We start from the raw sequence: 16965 nt of genomic DNA, 5'->3' as shown, positions 1-16965 counted from the left end.
CCTGCTACTTCCGGCGCATGGATTTGCCTGCCGGTCGGTCGTTGCGCGTCATATCGTCTTCCTTTCCGTACAGACCCTCACGCCGGGCAATACGGGACATGCGCTGCGCGGTAACGGGACTGGTCATCATCGCAAAGAGTACCAGCAGGAAGAGCATGCCGAGGTCTCCGCGCTCCGCGACCCCGAAGGTCTCGGAGCCGGTCACCCTAATGAGAGCGCCCAGCATGGTCAGGATGAGCCCCACGGTCTGGGGCTTGGTCACGAAGTGAACGCGGGACATGGTGTCCTTGTAGCGCACCACGCCCACGGCCGCGGAGAAGACCAGCAGCGCGCCGCAGACGATGAGGATGAGCGAGACAATATCGGCGATGAGCGAATAAGTCACTGGTTATCCCTCTTCCTAAAGCGCGTGACTGAGACCGTGGAAATGAATCCCAGCAGGGCCACGACCAGCATGGAGTTGACCACGGTGGTATTCAGCGTCCAGCAAATATAGACCGCCATGGCGCACTGGAACATGGCGACGAAGCCGTCCATGCCGATGAGCCGGTCCATGGAGTTCGGGCCGACGATGATCCGCCAGGTGGTCATCAGGAATGCGGCCATGAACAGCACGGCGGCGCCCGCCAAGACGATGTTGTAGATTGTCGGGTCCATCTAGCGCACCTTCCTTTCAAAGATATCGATCATGTGCGCCTCCAGCTTGCGGATGTTGTCGATCTCGCGCGCGATGTCGGCGTCCGTGTCCGCGTCCAGGACGTGGGCGGTCAGCATGCGGTTGGCGATGTCGATATCCGTGATCGTGCCACCCGGCTGCAGGTTGTAGAGCATCACCGCAAAGGATAGAACGAATTCGCTCTCCACGCGCATGGGGACGTTCAGGATGGCGCTGCGCGGCTTCGGCTGGGGGCGCACGCCCAACCAACCGACCTTCAGCGAGGCCTGGAAGAGCTCCCCGGTCCAGGTGAAGGCGTACTTAAAAAGCCTGCCCCAGGATACCGACAGGCCGTTGATGGGCATCGCCGGCAGCGGGAAAATCACCATGATGATCAGCCCGACGCCGATTCCGGCGACGATGTTGGCGATGGAGACCTCGCCCATGAGCAGCACCCACATGACGGTGATAGCCAGCAGGAAGCCCGGGCGGAAGCGGTAGCTGAGCCGGCGGGAAAAGGTGGGTTTGGTGGGATGAGTCATTTACTCTTCCTCCTCCGACTCGTCGATGTCGTTCGGGCTGGTGGCAATCCCCGGCTCCGGCTCGGGCAGCGGGTGCGTGCGCGATTCCAGGGAATCCTGGCCGCCGCGGTAGCGCTCGCGCTGGTCCAGGTGCCGGGTCGGGTTGTCCGCGTTGTCGCCCAGCACTGCGTACTGGTAGATCGAGGTGTCCTGCGCCGACTCGGCGGCGCGCGAGGTGATCCCGGAGATCGGGCCGGCCAGGAAAGTGATTGCCGTGGAGGCGGCCACCAGCAGCGCGGTGGAGCCGACCATGCCCAGCGGCAGCTTGCCGACGTCCTCGCGGTCGGAGTAGGCGACCTCGTCGGTGATATCGCCCAGCGGGGAGGGACGGGCCATGGCCACGTTGCCCTCCGGGGCATCGGCGCGGTCGCGCAGGAAGCCCTTGGACCAGACCAGCATCATCACGTACAGGGTCAGCAGGGAGGTGATCACGGCGCCGGCGATGAGTACCCAGGACAGCCAGGAGCCCTCGTTCGCGCCGGCCTGCAGGAGCAGGATCTTGCCCATGAAGCCGGAGAACGGCGGGATGCCGCCTAGGTTGACCGCCGGGATGAAGTACAGAATGGCAATCAGCGGGGCCGAGTAGATAAGCGAGCCCAGCCGGCGCAGCGAAGACGTGCCGGCCTGGCGCTCGATGAGGCCGACCACCAGGAACAGGGAGGTCTGCACCAGAATGTGGTGGACCGCGTAGAAGATCGCGCCGGACAGGCCCTGGGCGGTGCCGAGGGCCACGCCGAAGATCATGTAGCCGATGTGGCTGACCAGGGTAAATGACAGCAGACGCTTGATATCGCTTTGGGCGATAGCGCCCAGAATACCCAGCACCATGGTGGCCAGGGCGACCCACATCAGCAGGGTGTCCAGGCGCCCGTCGGTAAACACCGTGGTGCGCATGCGGATAATCGCGTAGACGCCGACCTTGGTCAGAAGGCCCGCGAAGACCGCGGTCACCAGCGACGGGGCGGTGGGGTAGGAGTCCGGCAGCCAGGCGTCCAGCGGGACGATGGCGGCCTTAATCGCAAAGGCGATGAGCAACACGCCGTAGATGGCGGTCTGCGTGCCGGCCGGGATGTCCTCCATGCGCATGCCGATCTGGGCCAGGTTGACCGTGCCCACGGAGGCGTAGACCATGCCGATGCCGAAGAGGAAGATCATCGACGACGCCATGGAAACCATCACGTAACCCACGCCGGCGCGCACGCGGCCGGGCGAGGCGCCCAGGGTCAGCAGCACGTAGGAGGCCACCAGGAAGATCTCGAAGCCGACGTAAAGGTTGAACAGGTCGCCGGCCAGGAAGGAGACGTTCACGCCCATGGTCAGCAACATATAGGTCGGCAGGAAGACCGCCACCGGCTCGTCCTTGGAGCCGTCGCGCACGCCCTGGGAGATGGCGTACCACATCACGCTGAAAAGCACGATGGAGGAGGTAAAGAGCATCACCGAGGCCAGCCGGTCCGCGGCCAGCGTGATGCCCACGGGCGCGTCCCAGCCGCCGATCTGGACGGTCTGGATGCCCTCCGCGTCGGCGACGATGATGAGCACCGCGTTCACCGCGGCTGTCACCAGTAGGGAGAAGAACGCGATCTGGCGCTGGACGCCGGGCTTCTTGGCGAACATCATCGCGGCCGCGGCGGCCAGGGCCGGGATCAAAATGGGCAGCGGAATGATGTAGCCCATATTCGGCAGGGCCCAGTCGACTATGGCCTGGAAAGTCTCACTCATCCTTGGCCCCCTTCACGGGCTCCTCGAAGAACTTCGGGCCGAATTGGTCGCCGTGCTTGGTGGCGCGGCCGGTGGTTGGGTCGTCGGAGGCGTCGTGGTCCGGCGCGGCCGCCGCGTTACCCGGGCGGGCGGCGATCTTGGCGATGGCGGCATCCTCCGCGTCGTCCTCAATGACGTCGGCGGTGCGGTAGCGGTACTGGCGGTAGGCCAGGGTGAGGATGAAGGCCGTCATGGCCATGGAAATCACGATGGCGGTCAGGATCATCGCCTGCGCCAGCGGGTCGGCGATCTTCTCGCCGTATTGGGCGGATTCGCGGCCCATCACCGGCGGGGAGCCAGCCGAACCACCGGCCTGCAGGATGAGCAGGTTGGCGCCGTTGCCGATGAGCAGCAGGCCTAGCATCATCTTGGTCATGGCGCGGTCGAGTAGGAGGTAGACGCCGGCGGAGATCAGCACGCCTGTGGCGAGCAGCAAGAACAGGTTCGCTTCCATTTATTTCTCCTTTCCGGTGGATCGGTTGGTGATGTCGTTGGCGGTCGACTGGTGGTGCGCCGCCTTGGCCGGTTGGGCGCGGGCCGCCGCGGCCTTCTTGTTCTTTGCGTTTTCGCGTTGGCGTTGGCGGCGGGCCAGCGAGCGGGCCCGGTCGCGGGCGCGCTGCTTACGGACCTCTTCCTCCTCGTCGAGCTTGCCGCCCAGGGAGAAGAGGATGAACAGGATGAGCCCGATGACGATCAGGTAGACGCCCACGTCGAAGACCAGCGCTGAGGGGAAGGACACGCTGCCGATGAGTGGGATGTCCAGGGAGCCGTAGGCCGAGGCCAGCGGCGGGCGGCCGAAGAACATCGGCACGATGGCCGCGGCCAGGGAGGCGAACAGGCCCGTGGCCATGAGTCGGCCCGGGTCGACCGGGAGGGCCTCCTCCAGTTCCTCGCGGCCGCCGGCCAGGTAGCGCAGTGTGAGCGCCAGCGCGGCGACCAGGCCGCCGGCAAAGCCGCCGCCCGGGGCATTATGCCCGGCGAAGAAGAAGTAGAAGCTCAGGGCCATCATCAGCGGGAAGAGGATGCGGGTGGAGACATCGATCATGAGCGAGCGGTTCAGGGCCTGCTCGGTCTCGACCTCCGCGGCCAGCCAGCGCCGGCCGGTCACCCGCAGCGTCGGGCGGCGGGAGTCGCGCTCGAAGGACTGGGTGCGGAAAATCAGGGAGGCCACGCCGATGGCGGCGATGACCAGCACGGTGATTTCGCCCATGGTGTCCCAGGCGCGCATGTCGACCAGGAGGACGTTGACGGCGTTCGCGCCGTGGCCGATCTCCTTGGCCAGCTCCGGCATGGGATCGGAGATGGGATCCGCGGTGCGGGAGTTGATGGCGAACATGGCCACGATGGTCACGGTCAGGCCCACGCCCACCGACAGCCAGGCCCGCAGCCGGTTGAGCTGGGGTCCCTGGCGCCACTCGACGTTGGCCGGCATCTTGCGCAGCACCAGCATGAACAGCACCACGATGAGGGTCTCGACCAGTAGCTGGGTCAGGCCCAGGTCCGGCGCGCCCTGCAGGGCGAAGATGGCGGAGAGCCCGTAGCCGGACACGCCGACGATCAGCACGGCCGACAGGCGGTTGTGCGTGACGGTCGCCGCGATGGCCGCGACGATCATGATGATGGCGGCGATGGCCTGCCAGGGGCTTGCCGCCACGACCATGCGCACGTCGTTGAGGCCGCCGGAGACGATCGCGGCCGCCGGAAGCAGCATGAGGCAGGCGAAGATGATGGTCAGGTTCATCTGCAGGGAGCCGCGGTGGGTGAAGGCGGTGGTGCGCAGCGACAGGTTGCGGATGCCGTCGATGGTGGCATCGTAAGCCACGTCGGCCGAGCCCAGGGCCGGGTGCTCCAGCTGGGCCTTGGCGAACACGCCGCGCTGCCAGTGCATGGCGACACCGCAGACGATGATCAGCGCGGAGATGGCCAGGGGCAGGTTGAAGCCGTGCCACAGCGCCAGGTAGGTCGCCTCCGAGTCCGCGCCGTAGACGTTGTCCAGGTGCTGGTTGATGAGATCCGACAGCGGGCGCGGGAAGACGCCGAAGGCCACCGTGCAGGCGGTCAGCGCGGCCGGTGGGAACCAGAGCATGGGCCCGATGGCGTGCATGTTCTCCACCGCCTCGGAGGTGCCGCCGCCGGTCGGGTGGCTGGCCGGCTTGGTGGCGAAAGCGCCCCAGAGGAAGCGCAGCGCGTAGGCCATGGTCAGGATGGAGCCTAAGACCACGCCGACCAGCAGCATGTTGCGCGGCATGCCGACGAGCAGCTGCTCGTGCATGACGGACTCGATGACCGCCTCCTTGGTCACGAACCCCAAAAGCGGCGGGATGCCGGCCATGGACAGCGCGGAGACGATCGCCAGGCCGTAGACCGCCGGGTGGCGGCGGCCCAGGCCGGACAGCTCGTTGATGTCGCGGGTGCCGGCGGTGTGGTCGATGGCGCCGACCACCATGAACAGTGGCGCCTTAAACAGCGAGTGGGCAAAGGTCAGCGCCAGGCCGGCCAGCATGGCTTCCCGGGAGCCGATGGCCACCACGGCGGTGATAAAGCCCAGCTGGGAGACCGTGCCGTAGGCCAGGATGAGCTTGAGGTCTTTCTGCTTCAGCGCCATCCAGCCGCCCAGCAGCATGGTGATAACGCCCAGCGGGATGATGACCAGGTGCCAGGTGTCTACTACCTGCAGGTCCGGGGCCAGGCGGGCGACCAGGTAGATGCCGGCCTTGACCATGGCCGCGGAGTGCAGGTAGGCAGAGACCGGCGTCGGCGCGGCCATAGCCCCCGGCAGCCAGAAGTGCGCCGGGGCGATGGCGGACTTGGTCAGCGCGCCGAAGAGCATCAGCACGATGGCCGCGGTGATGTACGGGGTCAGCTCGATCTGCTCGAACCCGGAGATCTCCGAGAAGCGCCAGATGCCGGTCTGCCGGCCGAAGAGGATGATGCCGACCAGCATGGCCAGCCCGCCCAGCACGGTGACCATGAGCGCCTGCTGGGCGGCGCGGCGCGAGGAAGCGCGCTCGCCGTAGTAGGAGACCAGCAGGAACGACAGCAGGGAGGTGATCTCCCAGAAGACGTACATCAGCAGCATGGAGTCGGAGGCCACCAGGCCGAACATGGCGGTGGCGAAGGCGACCATCTGCGCGCCGAACATCGAGAGGCGGCGCGGCGTTTGGTCGAAATAACCCCAGCAGTAGACCAGGACCAGCGCGCCCACGCCCAGCACGATCAGGCTGAACAGCCCGGCTAGGGAGTCCAGGCGTAAGTCGAAGGCTAGGTGCGCGGCGGGCATCCATTCGACGGTGACGTCGACGGAACCGCCGTTTTTAAACGTCCCGTTAGCAAAGAGGCTGAGCACCCACACGAAGCCGGCGCCGGGGACGAGGGCGAGCAAACCGAACGCGGGTCTACCCAGATAGTGAATGAGGATAGGCGCACTGATCGAGGCGATTAGCAGTGCGCAAAGCAGAATCAGCACGGTGAGACGAGTGCTCCCTACGTGTAAGTCGCGGATAGGACAGGGTGCCGCGAGGAAAGGGTCCATGTCGACGCACAACGGTGCTGCCCCAGCGGCAGTCTGCACTCATTCGCCGCGCTTGAGGATGGCGGCGGAACCGATTTGATTTTCACTGAGAAACACAAGCGACACCACCAGGCGGGAGCGTCCAGCGTTGAGGCGGCGTCATGAATGGCGCGGCCAACGTTTGCCCACTTTACCGTTAAAGTGCTGGATTTTAAACCTAAATTTTTCCGCTCAGTATTATATGGGGTCAGTTGGCGGCGCCAGCCGGGGATTATTTGCCGTAGCGCAAGAGGAAAAGCGCCTCGGCGGTGGCGATGCGCTCGATTTCCGTCGGGTCCACGGACTCGTTGGCGGAGTGGATGGCCGCCTGCGGATCCTCGACGCCGTACAGCGCGATCTCCGCGTTCGGGTGGGCCTCCTGCAGCTCCACGGTCAGCGGGATGGAACCGCCCATGCCGACCTGGGCGACTTCCGCGCCATAGGCGGCCCCCAGGCACTCGCCCAGGGTGGCCAGGGCCGGCTTGGTCGGATCGGTGGTGAACCCGCGGTTGACCTCCGGGACCTCGCAGCTTACGTGCGCGCCCCACGGGGTATGAGCCTTAAGGTGGCTGACGATGCCGTCGATGACCTCGCGCGGGTCCATATCGGCAGGCACGCGCACGTTCAGGTTGGCCTGCGCGGTAGCGGGCACGGCGTTGACGGCCTCAGTGACCGGGGTGGAGGTAAAGCCGGTCACGCTCACGGCCGGCCGGGCCCAGAGGAAGTCGGCCACGGCGTCGGTCTCATCGCCCAGGATCTTCACGCCGTCCAGCAGCTGCGCGTCCGCGCGGTAGTCCTCGCGGGAGTACTCCCGACCCTTCCACTTGGCGCGGGTGTCGACGCCGTCGATGACCAGGCGGCCCTGCTCGTCGCTGAGAGAGTCGATGGCGCGCATCAGGGCCTTGACCGCGTCCGGGGCGGCGCCGCCGAACTGGCCGGAGTGCACCGGGGAGGACAGCGTGTCCACGCGGACTACGATCTGGCCGCCGCCGCGCAGGGAGGTCGTCAGCGTCGGCTGGCCGACCTTCACGTTGCCGGCGTCGGCGATCATGATGGCGTCGGCGGCAAAGAGCTCCGGGCGGGTCTCGATGAGGTGGGACAGGCCCTCGCCGCCCTGCTCTTCGGAGCCTTCGATGAGGAACTTCAGGTTCAGGTCGGTCCCGCCCAGGGCCTCGACGGCGCGCAGGGCCGCCAGGTGCATGGCGACGTTGCCCTTGCAATCCGCGGCGCCGCGGCCGTACCAGCGGCCGTCGCGCTCGGTCAGGGTGAAGGGATCGGAGTCCCAGCCGGCGGGGTCACCGGCCGGCACGACGTCGGAGTGGGAGTAGAGCAGCACCGTCGGCGCGCCCTCCTTGCCGGCGCGGGTGCCCACCACGGCGGTGGAGCCGTCCACCGCGGCAATCTCTTCCACCTCGGCGCCCAGTTCGCGCAGGGCGTTGGCGGCCCAGGCGGCGGCCTTTTCGGTCTGGTCCTTAAGCTCCGGATCCCCGTGGACGGAGTTGAAGCCGACCAGCTCGGAAAGCTGCTTAAAAATCTGCTCGCGGTCGCCGGTGACGAATTCGAGTGCTTGCTGTGTGGAAATGTTTTCAGTCATGCCCTCTAAACTACCCGTCCCGCCTACTGGGAGGCTCGTTTAGGGAATCAACCTGTCAAGTACTAGAATTTCGTTATCTCACGCCCGGGAAACTGCCTGCTTAAGGAACTCACCCCGAAAGCTTTGGGCGGCATAACCCGCGGGCGCGGGCGAAAAACCTCCATACTAGCTAGAAAGGACCTGGCATGGCGACAACGGAAACCGCCGCCGGTTCACGGGCGAGCCTGCGCGAGCTTACCCTCCGCGGCATCATCATCGGCGGGCTGATCACCCTAGTCTTTACCGCCGCCAACGTTTACCTCGGCCTGAAGGTGGGGCTGACGTTTGCCACCTCCATCCCGGCGGCCGTGATCTCCATGGCTATCCTGCGCAAATTTGCCGGGCATAACATTAAAGAAAACAACATCGTCCAGACCATCGCCTCGGCGGCCGGCACCCTGTCGGCCATCATCTTCGTGCTGCCCGGCCTAGTCATGGTCGGCTACTGGACTGGTTTTTCCTTCCTGGAGACCGCCGCGGTCTGCGCCATCGGCGGCATCTTGGGCGTCATGTACTCCATCCCGCTGCGCCGCGCCCTGGTCACCGGCTCCGACCTGCCGTATCCGGAGGGCGTCGCCGCGGCTGAGGTGCTCAAGGTCGGCGATGATAACGGCAACCACGCCGAAAACGCCCGCGGCCTGCGCGTCATCCTGGTCGGCGGTCTCGTCTCCGCCGGGATGAGCCTGCTGGCGGCCATGAAGGCTGCCGCTTCCTCGCTGGGCAGCTATTTCAAGCTGGGCGCGGGCGCGACCACCCTGGGCATGAGCCTCTCGCCGGCGCTCATCGGCGTCGGCCACCTGGTCGGCCTGCCCGTGGGCATCGCCATGCTGGTAGGCGTCGGCATCTCCTACTTCATCCTGCTGCCCTGGAAGACCGGGGGTATAATAACGGCCGTGGCCAGTCTGCCGGACGTGGTGGACACCGTCTTCTCGGACGAGATCCGCTTCATCGGTGTGGGCGCGATGGCGATTGCCGCCATCTGGACGTTGCTGAAGATCATCGGGCCCATCGTCAAGGGCATCGGCGAAAGTCTCACCTCCTCCCGCCTGCGCAAGGCGGGCCAGACAGTCGACGTCACCGAGCGCGACATCCCCTTCCCGTACGTGGCCACCACCATCGTGGTGCTGATGCTGCCCATCGGCCTGCTGCTGTGGGATTTCGTGCAGGGCACCGATATTCACGAGCACATGGGCGTGCTGATTACCGTCTCTGTGCTCTTTACGCTGCTGGCCGGCCTGATTATCGCCTCGGTCTGCGGTTACATGGCCGGCCTTATCGGCGCGTCTAACTCGCCGATCTCTTCCATCGGCATCATCGCGGTGCTGGCCGCCTCCCTAATCATCGCCGCCGTGACCCGCGGCACCAGCGCGGATCCGCTCTCCCTGGTGGCGTATACCCTGTTTACCGCCGCGATCGTCTTCGGCATCGCCACGATTTCCAACGACAACCTGCAGGATCTAAAAACCGGCCAGCTGGTCGGCGCGACCCCGTGGAAGCAGCAGGTCGCCCTGGTCATCGGCGTCGTCTTCGGCTCCCTGGTCATCCCGCCTATCCTGCAGGTCATGCTGACCGGCTTCGGCTTCCAGGGCATGGAAGGCGCCGGCGAAGACGCGCTGGCCGCCCCGCAGGCCGCCCTGATGTCCTCGGTCGCCTCCGGTATTTTCGACAGCTCCCTGGACTGGAACCTCATCTTCCTGGGCGCTGGCATCGGCGCCATCCTGATCGCCATTGACGAGACCCTGCAGCGCACCACCGCGAACAAGTCCCTGTCCCCGCTGGCCGCCGGCATGGGCATGTACCTGCCAGCCACGCTCTCGGTGACCATCCCGATCGGCGCCCTGCTGGGGTATTTCTACAACCGCTGGGCGGCCAAGCAGGACGGCGCGGAGGCCAAGAAGCGGCTGGGCACCTTGGCCGCCACCGGACTCATTGTCGGTGAGTCCCTGTTCGGCGTGGTCAACGCCGCCATCATCGCAGCCTCCGGCGGCGACAGCCCGCTGGAGATCTTCGACGGCGGCCCCGCCGCCAACTGGGTCGGCGCCATCCTCTTCGTGGTCGTTCTCGCCTTCGTCTACCGCTACACCGCGAAGAAATCGCAGGAGGTCTAAGGCACTCAGAAGTCTAGAAGCAGAGTTTACGCAGTATTAACTCACGGGTTATCTCCACTGCGTAGGCTCTGCTTTTGCATTCGTATAGTAGAGGAGAAAAACCCGTGAGCCCTTTTAACCGCCGCACTCTCTTTGCCGCCACCAGCGCGCTGGGGATGGCTGCCGCCACCACCACTCACCAGCCGGCCGCCGTCGCGGCCCCAGCGCAAAAGGCGCTGAGCTTTAATGCCGAGCGCCGCTTCAAGGTTATCCAGTTCAACGACACGCAGGACGACCACCTCACCGACCGCCGGACCATCGAGTTCATGGAGAAGGTCCTGGACTCCGAGAAACCCGATTTCGCCCTAATTAATGGTGACGTTATCGCGGCTGGGCCGGCCACCAACGAGCAGGTCTACCAGGCCATCAACAACGTGGTCTTGCCGATGGAAGAGCGCGGCATCGCGTGGGCGGTGACCTTCGGCAACCACGACGAGGACCCGGCCGAGGAGGTCGAGGCGGTCACCGTGCGGAAGCCGGAGATGACTAGCTTTGTCAGGAAGTACCGCCACAACCGCAACGCACCGGCCACGGGGGAGGGCTACGGTGTTTCGAACACGCTGATTCCGGTCTTGGATGGCGACAAGCCCGCGTTTGCGCTCTGGCTGCTGGACTCGGGCGCGTACCTGGGGGAGGAAGTCGCCGGCCAGTCGGTGGAGGATTTGCCGGGTTACGACTACCTCCGACCGGCCCAGATCCGTTGGTACGAGGACAATTCCCGGAAGCTGGAGGACCAAGCCGGCGCGATGGTCCCGGGCCTGATGTATTTCCACATCCCGACCTACGAGCACCGCGACATGTGGTTCGGCGGCCCGGACAAGAATTCCCTAATCGATCATGGGAAGGCGAAGCAGCGGCACCAGATTGTCGGTGAGAAGAACGAGGACGTCTACAAGGGCGCGTTCAACTCCGGCATCTACGCCGCGGTGGCCAACCGCGGGGACGTCAAGGGCATCTACTGCGGGCACGACCACATCAATACGTATATGGGGAATTACTTCGGCGTGGAGCTGGGGTACGCGCCGGGCACCGGTTTTGGCCCCTACGGCCTGCGCGACGGCACGCTGGCCATGCACACACTGCGCGGCGCGCGGGTTTTCGAGCTGAACCTGGATGCCCCGGCGGTCTACGAATCTACCCGCGTCATCTTCGCCAAGGACTTGGGCCTAGACATGGCCCCGGCGAAGCAACCCCTGGATGCGCCGAAGGCTCTGCCGGACTACGTCAGTGTCGGAGAGGAAGAAGGCTCGAGCAGTCTAAACTCCAGCAGCCTGAGCTCGGGCAGCTCGAAGCTTCCTTGCACTCGGGGGTCCCGAGTGCCAGAATGGTCTTTAGCACTTGCAGAAGGCGAGTGCTAGAAATCTTGGTTTGCATGGTTGAGGTTGGTCTAACACTCGCCAATCATGCCGTCGCGGGCGTCCATGCAAGCACCGACGTGAGTGTCGTCCTATCTAATAAACGAGGAGCACAAACACCATGGCAAAGATTATCGCCTTCGATGAAGAGGCCCGCCGCGGCCTGGAAAGCGGCCTGAATACCCTGGCCGACGCCGTCAAGGTCACCCTGGGCCCGAAGGGGCGCAACGTTGTGTTGGAGAAGTCCTGGGGCGCTCCGACCATTACCAACGATGGCGTTTCCATCGCACGCGAAATTGAGCTGGAAGATGCTTACGAAAAGATCGGTGCCGAGCTGGTCAAGGAAGTAGCGAAGAAGACTGACGATGTTGCCGGTGACGGCACCACCACCGCTACCGTCCTGGCCCAGGCTCTGGTTCGCGAGGGCCTGCGCAACGTCGCGGCTGGCTCCAACCCGATGGGCATCAAGCGCGGCATCGAGTCCGCCACCAAGGCCGTCGTGGACTCCCTGCTGTCTTCGGCCAAGGAGGTCGAAACCCAGGAGCAGATCGCTACCACCGCTGGCATCTCCGCTGCGGACCCGGCTATCGGTGAGAAGATCGCCGAGGCCATGTACACCGTGGGCAACGGCCAGGTGAACAAGGATTCCGTCATTACGGTGGAAGAGTCCAACACCTTCGGTGTGGACCTCGAGGTCACCGAAGGTATGCGCTTCGACAAGGGCTACATCTCCGGCTACTTCGCCACCGACATGGAGCGCCAGGAGGCCGTCCTGGAGGATCCGTACATCCTGCTGGTCTCCTCCAAGATCTCCAACATCAAGGACCTGGTCCCGCTGCTGGAGAAGGTCATGCAGGCCGGCAAGCCGCTGCTGATCATTGCCGAGGACGTCGAGGGCGAAGCTTTGTCCACCCTGGTGGTCAACAAGATCCGCGGCACCTTCAAGTCTGTGGCCGTCAAGGCCCCGGGCTTCGGCGACCGCCGCAAGGCCACCCTGCAGGACATGGCCATCCTGACCGGCGGCCAGGTCATTTCCGAGGAGGTCGGCCTGTCCCTGGAGACCGCCGACCTGCCGCTGCTGGGCCAGGCCCGCAAGGTCGTTGTCACCAAGGATGATACCACCATCGTCCAGGGCGCCGGCGCCCAGGAGCAGATCGACGGCCGTATCAAGCAGATCCGCGCCGAGATCGAGAACTCCGACTCCGACTACGACCGCGAGAAGCTGCAGGAGCGCCTGGCCAAGCTGTCCGGCGGCGTGGCCGTCCTGAAAGTCGGTGCCGCCACCGAGGTCGAGCTCAAGGAGCGCAAGCACCGCATTGAGGACGCTGTCCGCAACGCGAAGGCAGCCGTCGAGGAGGGCATCGTCGCCGGCGGCGGCGTGGCCCTGATGCAGGCCGCTTCCGCCCTGGACAGCCTGTCCGACCTGACCGGCGACGAGGCCACCGGCGTCAAGATCGTCCGTGAGGCCCTGTCCGCTCCGCTGAAGCAGATCGCCTACAACGCTGGCCTGGAGCCGGGCGTGGTGGCCGACAAGATTGCTTCCCTGCCGGCTGGTGAGGGTCTAGACGTCTCCACCGGCGAGTACGTCAACCTGATGGAAAAGGGCATCAACGACCCGGTGAAGGTCACCCGTTCTGCCCTGCAGAACGCGGCCTCCATCGCGGCCCTGTTCCTGACCACCGAGGCCGTCGTGGCTGACAAGCCGCAGCCGGCCGGTGCGGGCGACGCCGCAGCTGCTGCCGATGCCATGGGTGGCATGGGCGGCTTCTAAGTCCACCATCAGCCCATAAAGCTAAGGCCGCCTCCCCAATGGGGAGGCGGCCTTTTGCTGTGTGCAGCCTGCTCTAAAGGCGGGTTAAGTAGCAAAAAGTGTGTCCGGTCGGCGTGTCGCCGTCGGGCGCATTTTTATTTGAAGGGTCCTTTCCTGATTCCGATGGAGTGGTTGTATTCGGTTGGGATAGCGTTGTCGTAGAAGGCTGGTCGGCCTGTTTCCTGGTCGGCTTTGTTGTGGTCTTCTTCGGCAAGATTGTTGACTTTGGCGAGTTGGTCTTGCCCGAAATTGCACTGCCTGGCGATTCCTAGGGGATCGTCAGGCAGCTGCGTTTTGGAGTGGAGGTACCACTCGAGCATTGTGCGTTGGCGCTCTCCTGTCCTGCCGCGGTGAGCGTCGGCGAGTCGTTTGAGTTGCGCGTTGACTCCGCCTTCCAGACTGTTGGTAGTTGCGGCCCACCGGCCTGGTTCGAGCGCGTGCGGTGGTGGCTGCAGATAGGTAAACAACCACCCCTTCCGCGAGAGGTGCAACAGCGAATTGTAGGCCTTGCGTACCCGCAGGTGGGTCCATTCCCACCGGTGGTTGAGGGTTCTGCGTTCCTTCGGCACCGGTGTTTTCTCGTTGAGGAAACTGGCATAGACGACCCCGAAATCGTGCAAGTTCAGAGTCCATTCGCGGGCCTGTTCCATGGTGGTGATCCGCGTCAACTTCAACGCGAGCGCGTAAATGGCTTGGCCTGCGCTGGTGCGTGGTTTAGAGGTGGTGTAGCGACGGATAACGCGCTGGGCATGGACCACACAGCGCTGGATCTGTGCATTGGGCCAGCACGCTTTGATAGCGGTGTAGGCGCCTTGCCCGCCGTCAAGGACAACGCATAAGGGTTCTGCGATCTTGTTTAAAAGCTGCGTGTAGGCGTGGGCGGTTTCGCTTTTTGCCCAATGCCAGGCGATGACATGGTCATAGCTTGCGGCGACGAGCAAGCACCCGGCAGCGGTATATGTGCCGTCGATGAAGATCTGATCGTAGACGCGGTGAGACTCACCGGGGTTGGTTACCTCTATGAGCCAAAACGGTGTAAACCGGCGATCAAGCGTCCATCTGCTTACTCCTTGCTGGCGGGCTACTTCAGCCAGTGTTGCGGTGCACGTGATGTAGGAGTGGAAGGCTTTGAAGTCGCGGGTGTGGCTCAGATCGGTGCGGGTGCGTGTCGTTGAGTTGCCGCAGTTGGGGCTTTTGCACCGCCATCGTGTTGTTCCTTTGGATGTGGTGCCGTTTTTCTTCATTTGCCCAGCACATACGGGGCATCGTGGTCGGTTTCGTCTCACCCGGAAAGCACACCAACTGCCGGATACCACATGCAGGTGCCATTCCGGTGGATTGACGAAGAAACGGGTCTATATAAGGCTGAGGTCCTTATATAGACCCGATTCAACTAACCTGAACAGCGGAAACGCTGAAACTCAGACACACTTTTTGCTACTTAACCCCTAAAGGCTTCACAGTGGGCGTTTAAGGGTTGTTTAGGCTTTAGATTTTGACTGCTGGAAAGCTGGAAATCTGAGCCGCGTATTACCCCTGGAATAGGGTAGGTGCCTAAAAAATATCGACCCTAGAAGCTTTAGAATTCGGTCGATTTTATCGCGACGAAACAAATGGTTGTTACGTGGCAAAGTGAAAATAACAAAAATTTCTGGAAGTCTACGACAAAACCGCAGGATAGACGGGGGTGACACACCTGAACCGCCTGTGCGTTAAGTGTCGAGTGTGGCGTGAGTTTTGGTGTTGAAGAGTTTATGGAGCCATGCTCCGGTTGACGTTCGGAAATATTGTTGGCAAGATTACTTCGTGTGACGCCCACTGAGGGTGTCTGCAAACTGCACACCCCTCCGAGGCGTTGAAAAGCTTCGGACCTATCTGTAGGAGTTCAAACATGGATATCTCCACCATCATCACCCACCTGGATAACTTCGTTGACACCTGGGAAGGTTGGAGCAAGGTGCTCAACAACAGCACCGAGGCTCTTGCCAACGTTCTTGGCACCATTGTCTTCCTGGGTGACAACCCGACCTCCTCCGACTTTGCTCCGGCAATGTCTTCCCTGTCCTCCAACTAATTTTCAGCAATTCTAATTCGTAAGGAGAATTCAAATGTCGTCTGATTTCCTGATGAGCTCTGCAAACTTCCTGGACACCGACTTCGCTGCCCTGGTTTCTGACTTCAACCTCTACGCTGAATTCATGGCGCCGCTGGTTGAGGTTGCTAAGGGTGCTTCCCAGCTGCTCGGCATGTTCGCATAAGAACTCCCTTCAGCTCTGAGCTTTACAGCTCGCTGAAGTAGAAGGCCTACCGTTTCGGTAGGCCTTCTTTTCGTTTTGTTATTCTTTCTGTGGGCAGGGGTAACTGTGAGAATTTGGCGCGCTTGATGCCTATATTCGGGTTACACTTAATGCATGGCTGAACACAAAGACGACGAACTTCCCGAGATTGACTTGGCGCAGACCGACGGCTACGTCGTCGACGACTCTGACGAGGACGACCCAGCACTGATTATGCCGGATGGCTCGCCGGTCCAGACCTGGCGGGAAAATTACCCTTATGATGAGCGCATGACGCGCGATGAGTATGAGTCCACCAAGCGCGCGCTCCAGATCGAGCTGCTTAAGTGGCAGAACTGGACCAAGGAAACGGGCCAGCGCCACATTATCCTCTTCGAGGGCCGCGACGCCGCGGGCAAGGGCGGTACCATTAAGCGCTTCAACGAGCACCTCAACCCGCGTGGTGCGCGCACGGTGGCTCTGGAGAAGCCGTCCCCGCGCGAGTCGACCTCCTGGTACTTCCAGCGCTATATCCAGCACTTTCCGGCCGGCGGGGAAATCGTCTTCTTCGACCGTTCCTGGTACAACCGCTCCGGCGTTGAGCGCGTCATGGGCTTTTGCACGGAGTCGCAGCACGCGGAGTTCCTCCGCGAGGTGCCCATGCTGGAGAACATGATCCTGGGCTCCGGCATCTCCCTGACCAAGCTGTGGTTCTCCGTGACCCGGAAGGAACAGCGCACCCGCTTTGCCATCCGCCAGATCGACCCGGTGCGCCAGTGGAAGCTGTCGCCGATGGACCTGGCCTCCCTGGACAAGTGGGACGACTACACCCGCGCTAAGGAGGAGCAGTTCCGCTACACGGATACGGACGAGTCCCCGTGGATCACCATCAAGTCGAATGACAAGAAGCGCGCCCGCATCAACGCCATGCGCTACGTTTTGTCCAAGTTCGAGTACACGAACAAGGATCACTCCGTCGTGGGTGAGGTGGACGGGAACATCGTCAAGCGCGGCCGCGACCAGATCGGTGACTAGCAGAAGTTTCCTAAGGGTTAATCTCGTCGTCACCCTGCGGTGATGGGGGTAGGGAAGAGTTATTTGGGTGAATAACTCTTCCCGTTTTTCGTAGCACTACTCAGTACCGCTGTCGTATCCTTGCCTGTCGCGCATGCGCAATCATCTTCGTCCTCTTTGTCT

At 63.3% G+C, this 16965-nt stretch carries 14 protein-coding genes; 6 read left to right on the top strand and 8 right to left on the bottom strand.

Annotated features, from left to right (window positions below; translation table 11 throughout):
• Window positions 1-4: 4 nt before the first annotated feature.
• The 7 genes from CCONF_RS10190 to CCONF_RS10160 all read right to left on the bottom strand — a co-directional run bounded on the left by CCONF_RS10190 (window position 5) and on the right by CCONF_RS10160 (window position 8141).
• Window positions 5-385 carry a monovalent cation/H(+) antiporter subunit G gene (locus CCONF_RS10190; protein WP_290223367.1) on the bottom strand — a complete coding sequence of 127 codons (381 nt, stop codon included), beginning with the start codon at window positions 383-385 and terminating at the stop codon, window positions 5-7.
• Window positions 382-657: a monovalent cation/H+ antiporter complex subunit F gene (locus tag CCONF_RS10185; protein ID WP_070768689.1), complete on the bottom strand. Its 276-nt coding sequence runs from the start codon at window positions 655-657 to the stop codon at window positions 382-384. Before CCONF_RS10185 ends, CCONF_RS10190 begins: the two co-directional genes overlap by 4 nt.
• Window positions 658-1197, bottom strand: coding sequence for a Na+/H+ antiporter subunit E (locus CCONF_RS10180; RefSeq protein ID WP_290223364.1), 540 nt, complete (start codon window positions 1195-1197; stop codon window positions 658-660).
• On the bottom strand, window positions 1198-2958 hold the full coding sequence (locus tag CCONF_RS10175) for a Na+/H+ antiporter subunit D (RefSeq protein WP_290223362.1): 1761 nt from the start codon (window positions 2956-2958) through the stop codon (window positions 1198-1200).
• Complete coding sequence (locus CCONF_RS10170; protein WP_290223359.1) at window positions 2951-3451, bottom strand: Na(+)/H(+) antiporter subunit C; 501 nt, start codon at window positions 3449-3451, stop codon at window positions 2951-2953. Before CCONF_RS10170 ends, CCONF_RS10175 begins: the two co-directional genes overlap by 8 nt.
• On the bottom strand, window positions 3452-6463 hold the full coding sequence (locus CCONF_RS10165; protein ID WP_290223357.1) for a Na+/H+ antiporter subunit A: 3012 nt from the start codon (window positions 6461-6463) through the stop codon (window positions 3452-3454).
• Between the two features lie 316 nt (window positions 6464-6779).
• Window positions 6780-8141 (bottom strand): dipeptidase, encoded by a 1362-nt coding sequence (locus CCONF_RS10160; protein WP_290223355.1) that lies wholly within the window; start codon window positions 8139-8141, stop codon window positions 6780-6782.
• A gap of 185 nt (window positions 8142-8326) precedes the next feature.
• On the opposite strand from CCONF_RS10160, the gene CCONF_RS10155 reads away from it, so the two are divergent.
• The 3 genes from CCONF_RS10155 (at window position 8327) to groL (ending at window position 13453) form a co-directional block, all read left to right on the top strand.
• Window positions 8327-10288: an OPT family oligopeptide transporter gene (locus CCONF_RS10155; protein ID WP_290223353.1), complete on the top strand. Its 1962-nt coding sequence runs from the start codon at window positions 8327-8329 to the stop codon at window positions 10286-10288.
• 104 nt (window positions 10289-10392) lie between these two features.
• Entirely contained in the window at window positions 10393-11685 is a 1293-nt protein-coding gene (locus tag CCONF_RS10150) for a metallophosphoesterase family protein (RefSeq protein ID WP_290223351.1), read from the top strand.
• 118 nt (window positions 11686-11803) lie between these two features.
• The gene (groL, locus tag CCONF_RS10145; protein WP_290223349.1) at window positions 11804-13453 is read left to right on the top strand and encodes a chaperonin GroEL; all 1650 of its coding nucleotides are present in this window, start codon (window positions 11804-11806) and stop codon (window positions 13451-13453) included.
• A gap of 134 nt (window positions 13454-13587) precedes the next feature.
• Here the strand turns inward: groL and CCONF_RS10140 are convergent, their stop codons facing one another.
• Window positions 13588-14778: an IS1249 family transposase gene (locus CCONF_RS10140; protein ID WP_435384076.1), complete on the bottom strand. Its 1191-nt coding sequence runs from the start codon at window positions 14776-14778 to the stop codon at window positions 13588-13590.
• Window positions 14779-15383: 605 nt separating this feature from the next.
• On the opposite strand from CCONF_RS10140, the gene CCONF_RS10135 reads away from it, so the two are divergent.
• The 3 genes from CCONF_RS10135 (at window position 15384) to ppk2 (ending at window position 16803) form a co-directional block, all read left to right on the top strand.
• Window positions 15384-15566 (top strand): hypothetical protein, encoded by a 183-nt coding sequence (locus tag CCONF_RS10135; RefSeq protein ID WP_290223344.1) that lies wholly within the window; start codon window positions 15384-15386, stop codon window positions 15564-15566.
• Between the two features lie 34 nt (window positions 15567-15600).
• The gene (locus tag CCONF_RS10130) at window positions 15601-15750 is read left to right on the top strand and encodes a hypothetical protein (RefSeq protein ID WP_290223342.1); all 150 of its coding nucleotides are present in this window, start codon (window positions 15601-15603) and stop codon (window positions 15748-15750) included.
• A gap of 153 nt (window positions 15751-15903) precedes the next feature.
• Window positions 15904-16803, top strand: a complete 900-nt coding sequence (gene ppk2 / locus CCONF_RS10125) for a polyphosphate kinase 2 (RefSeq protein ID WP_290223340.1) — start codon at window positions 15904-15906, stop codon at window positions 16801-16803.
• Window positions 16804-16965 lie beyond the last annotated feature (162 nt).

This window comes from Corynebacterium confusum, assembly GCF_030408715.1.
Classification (GTDB): domain Bacteria; phylum Actinomycetota; class Actinomycetes; order Mycobacteriales; family Mycobacteriaceae; genus Corynebacterium; species Corynebacterium confusum.
Note: the sequence above shows the minus strand (reverse complement) of the source record. Positions and strands in the feature narration are given on the sequence as shown.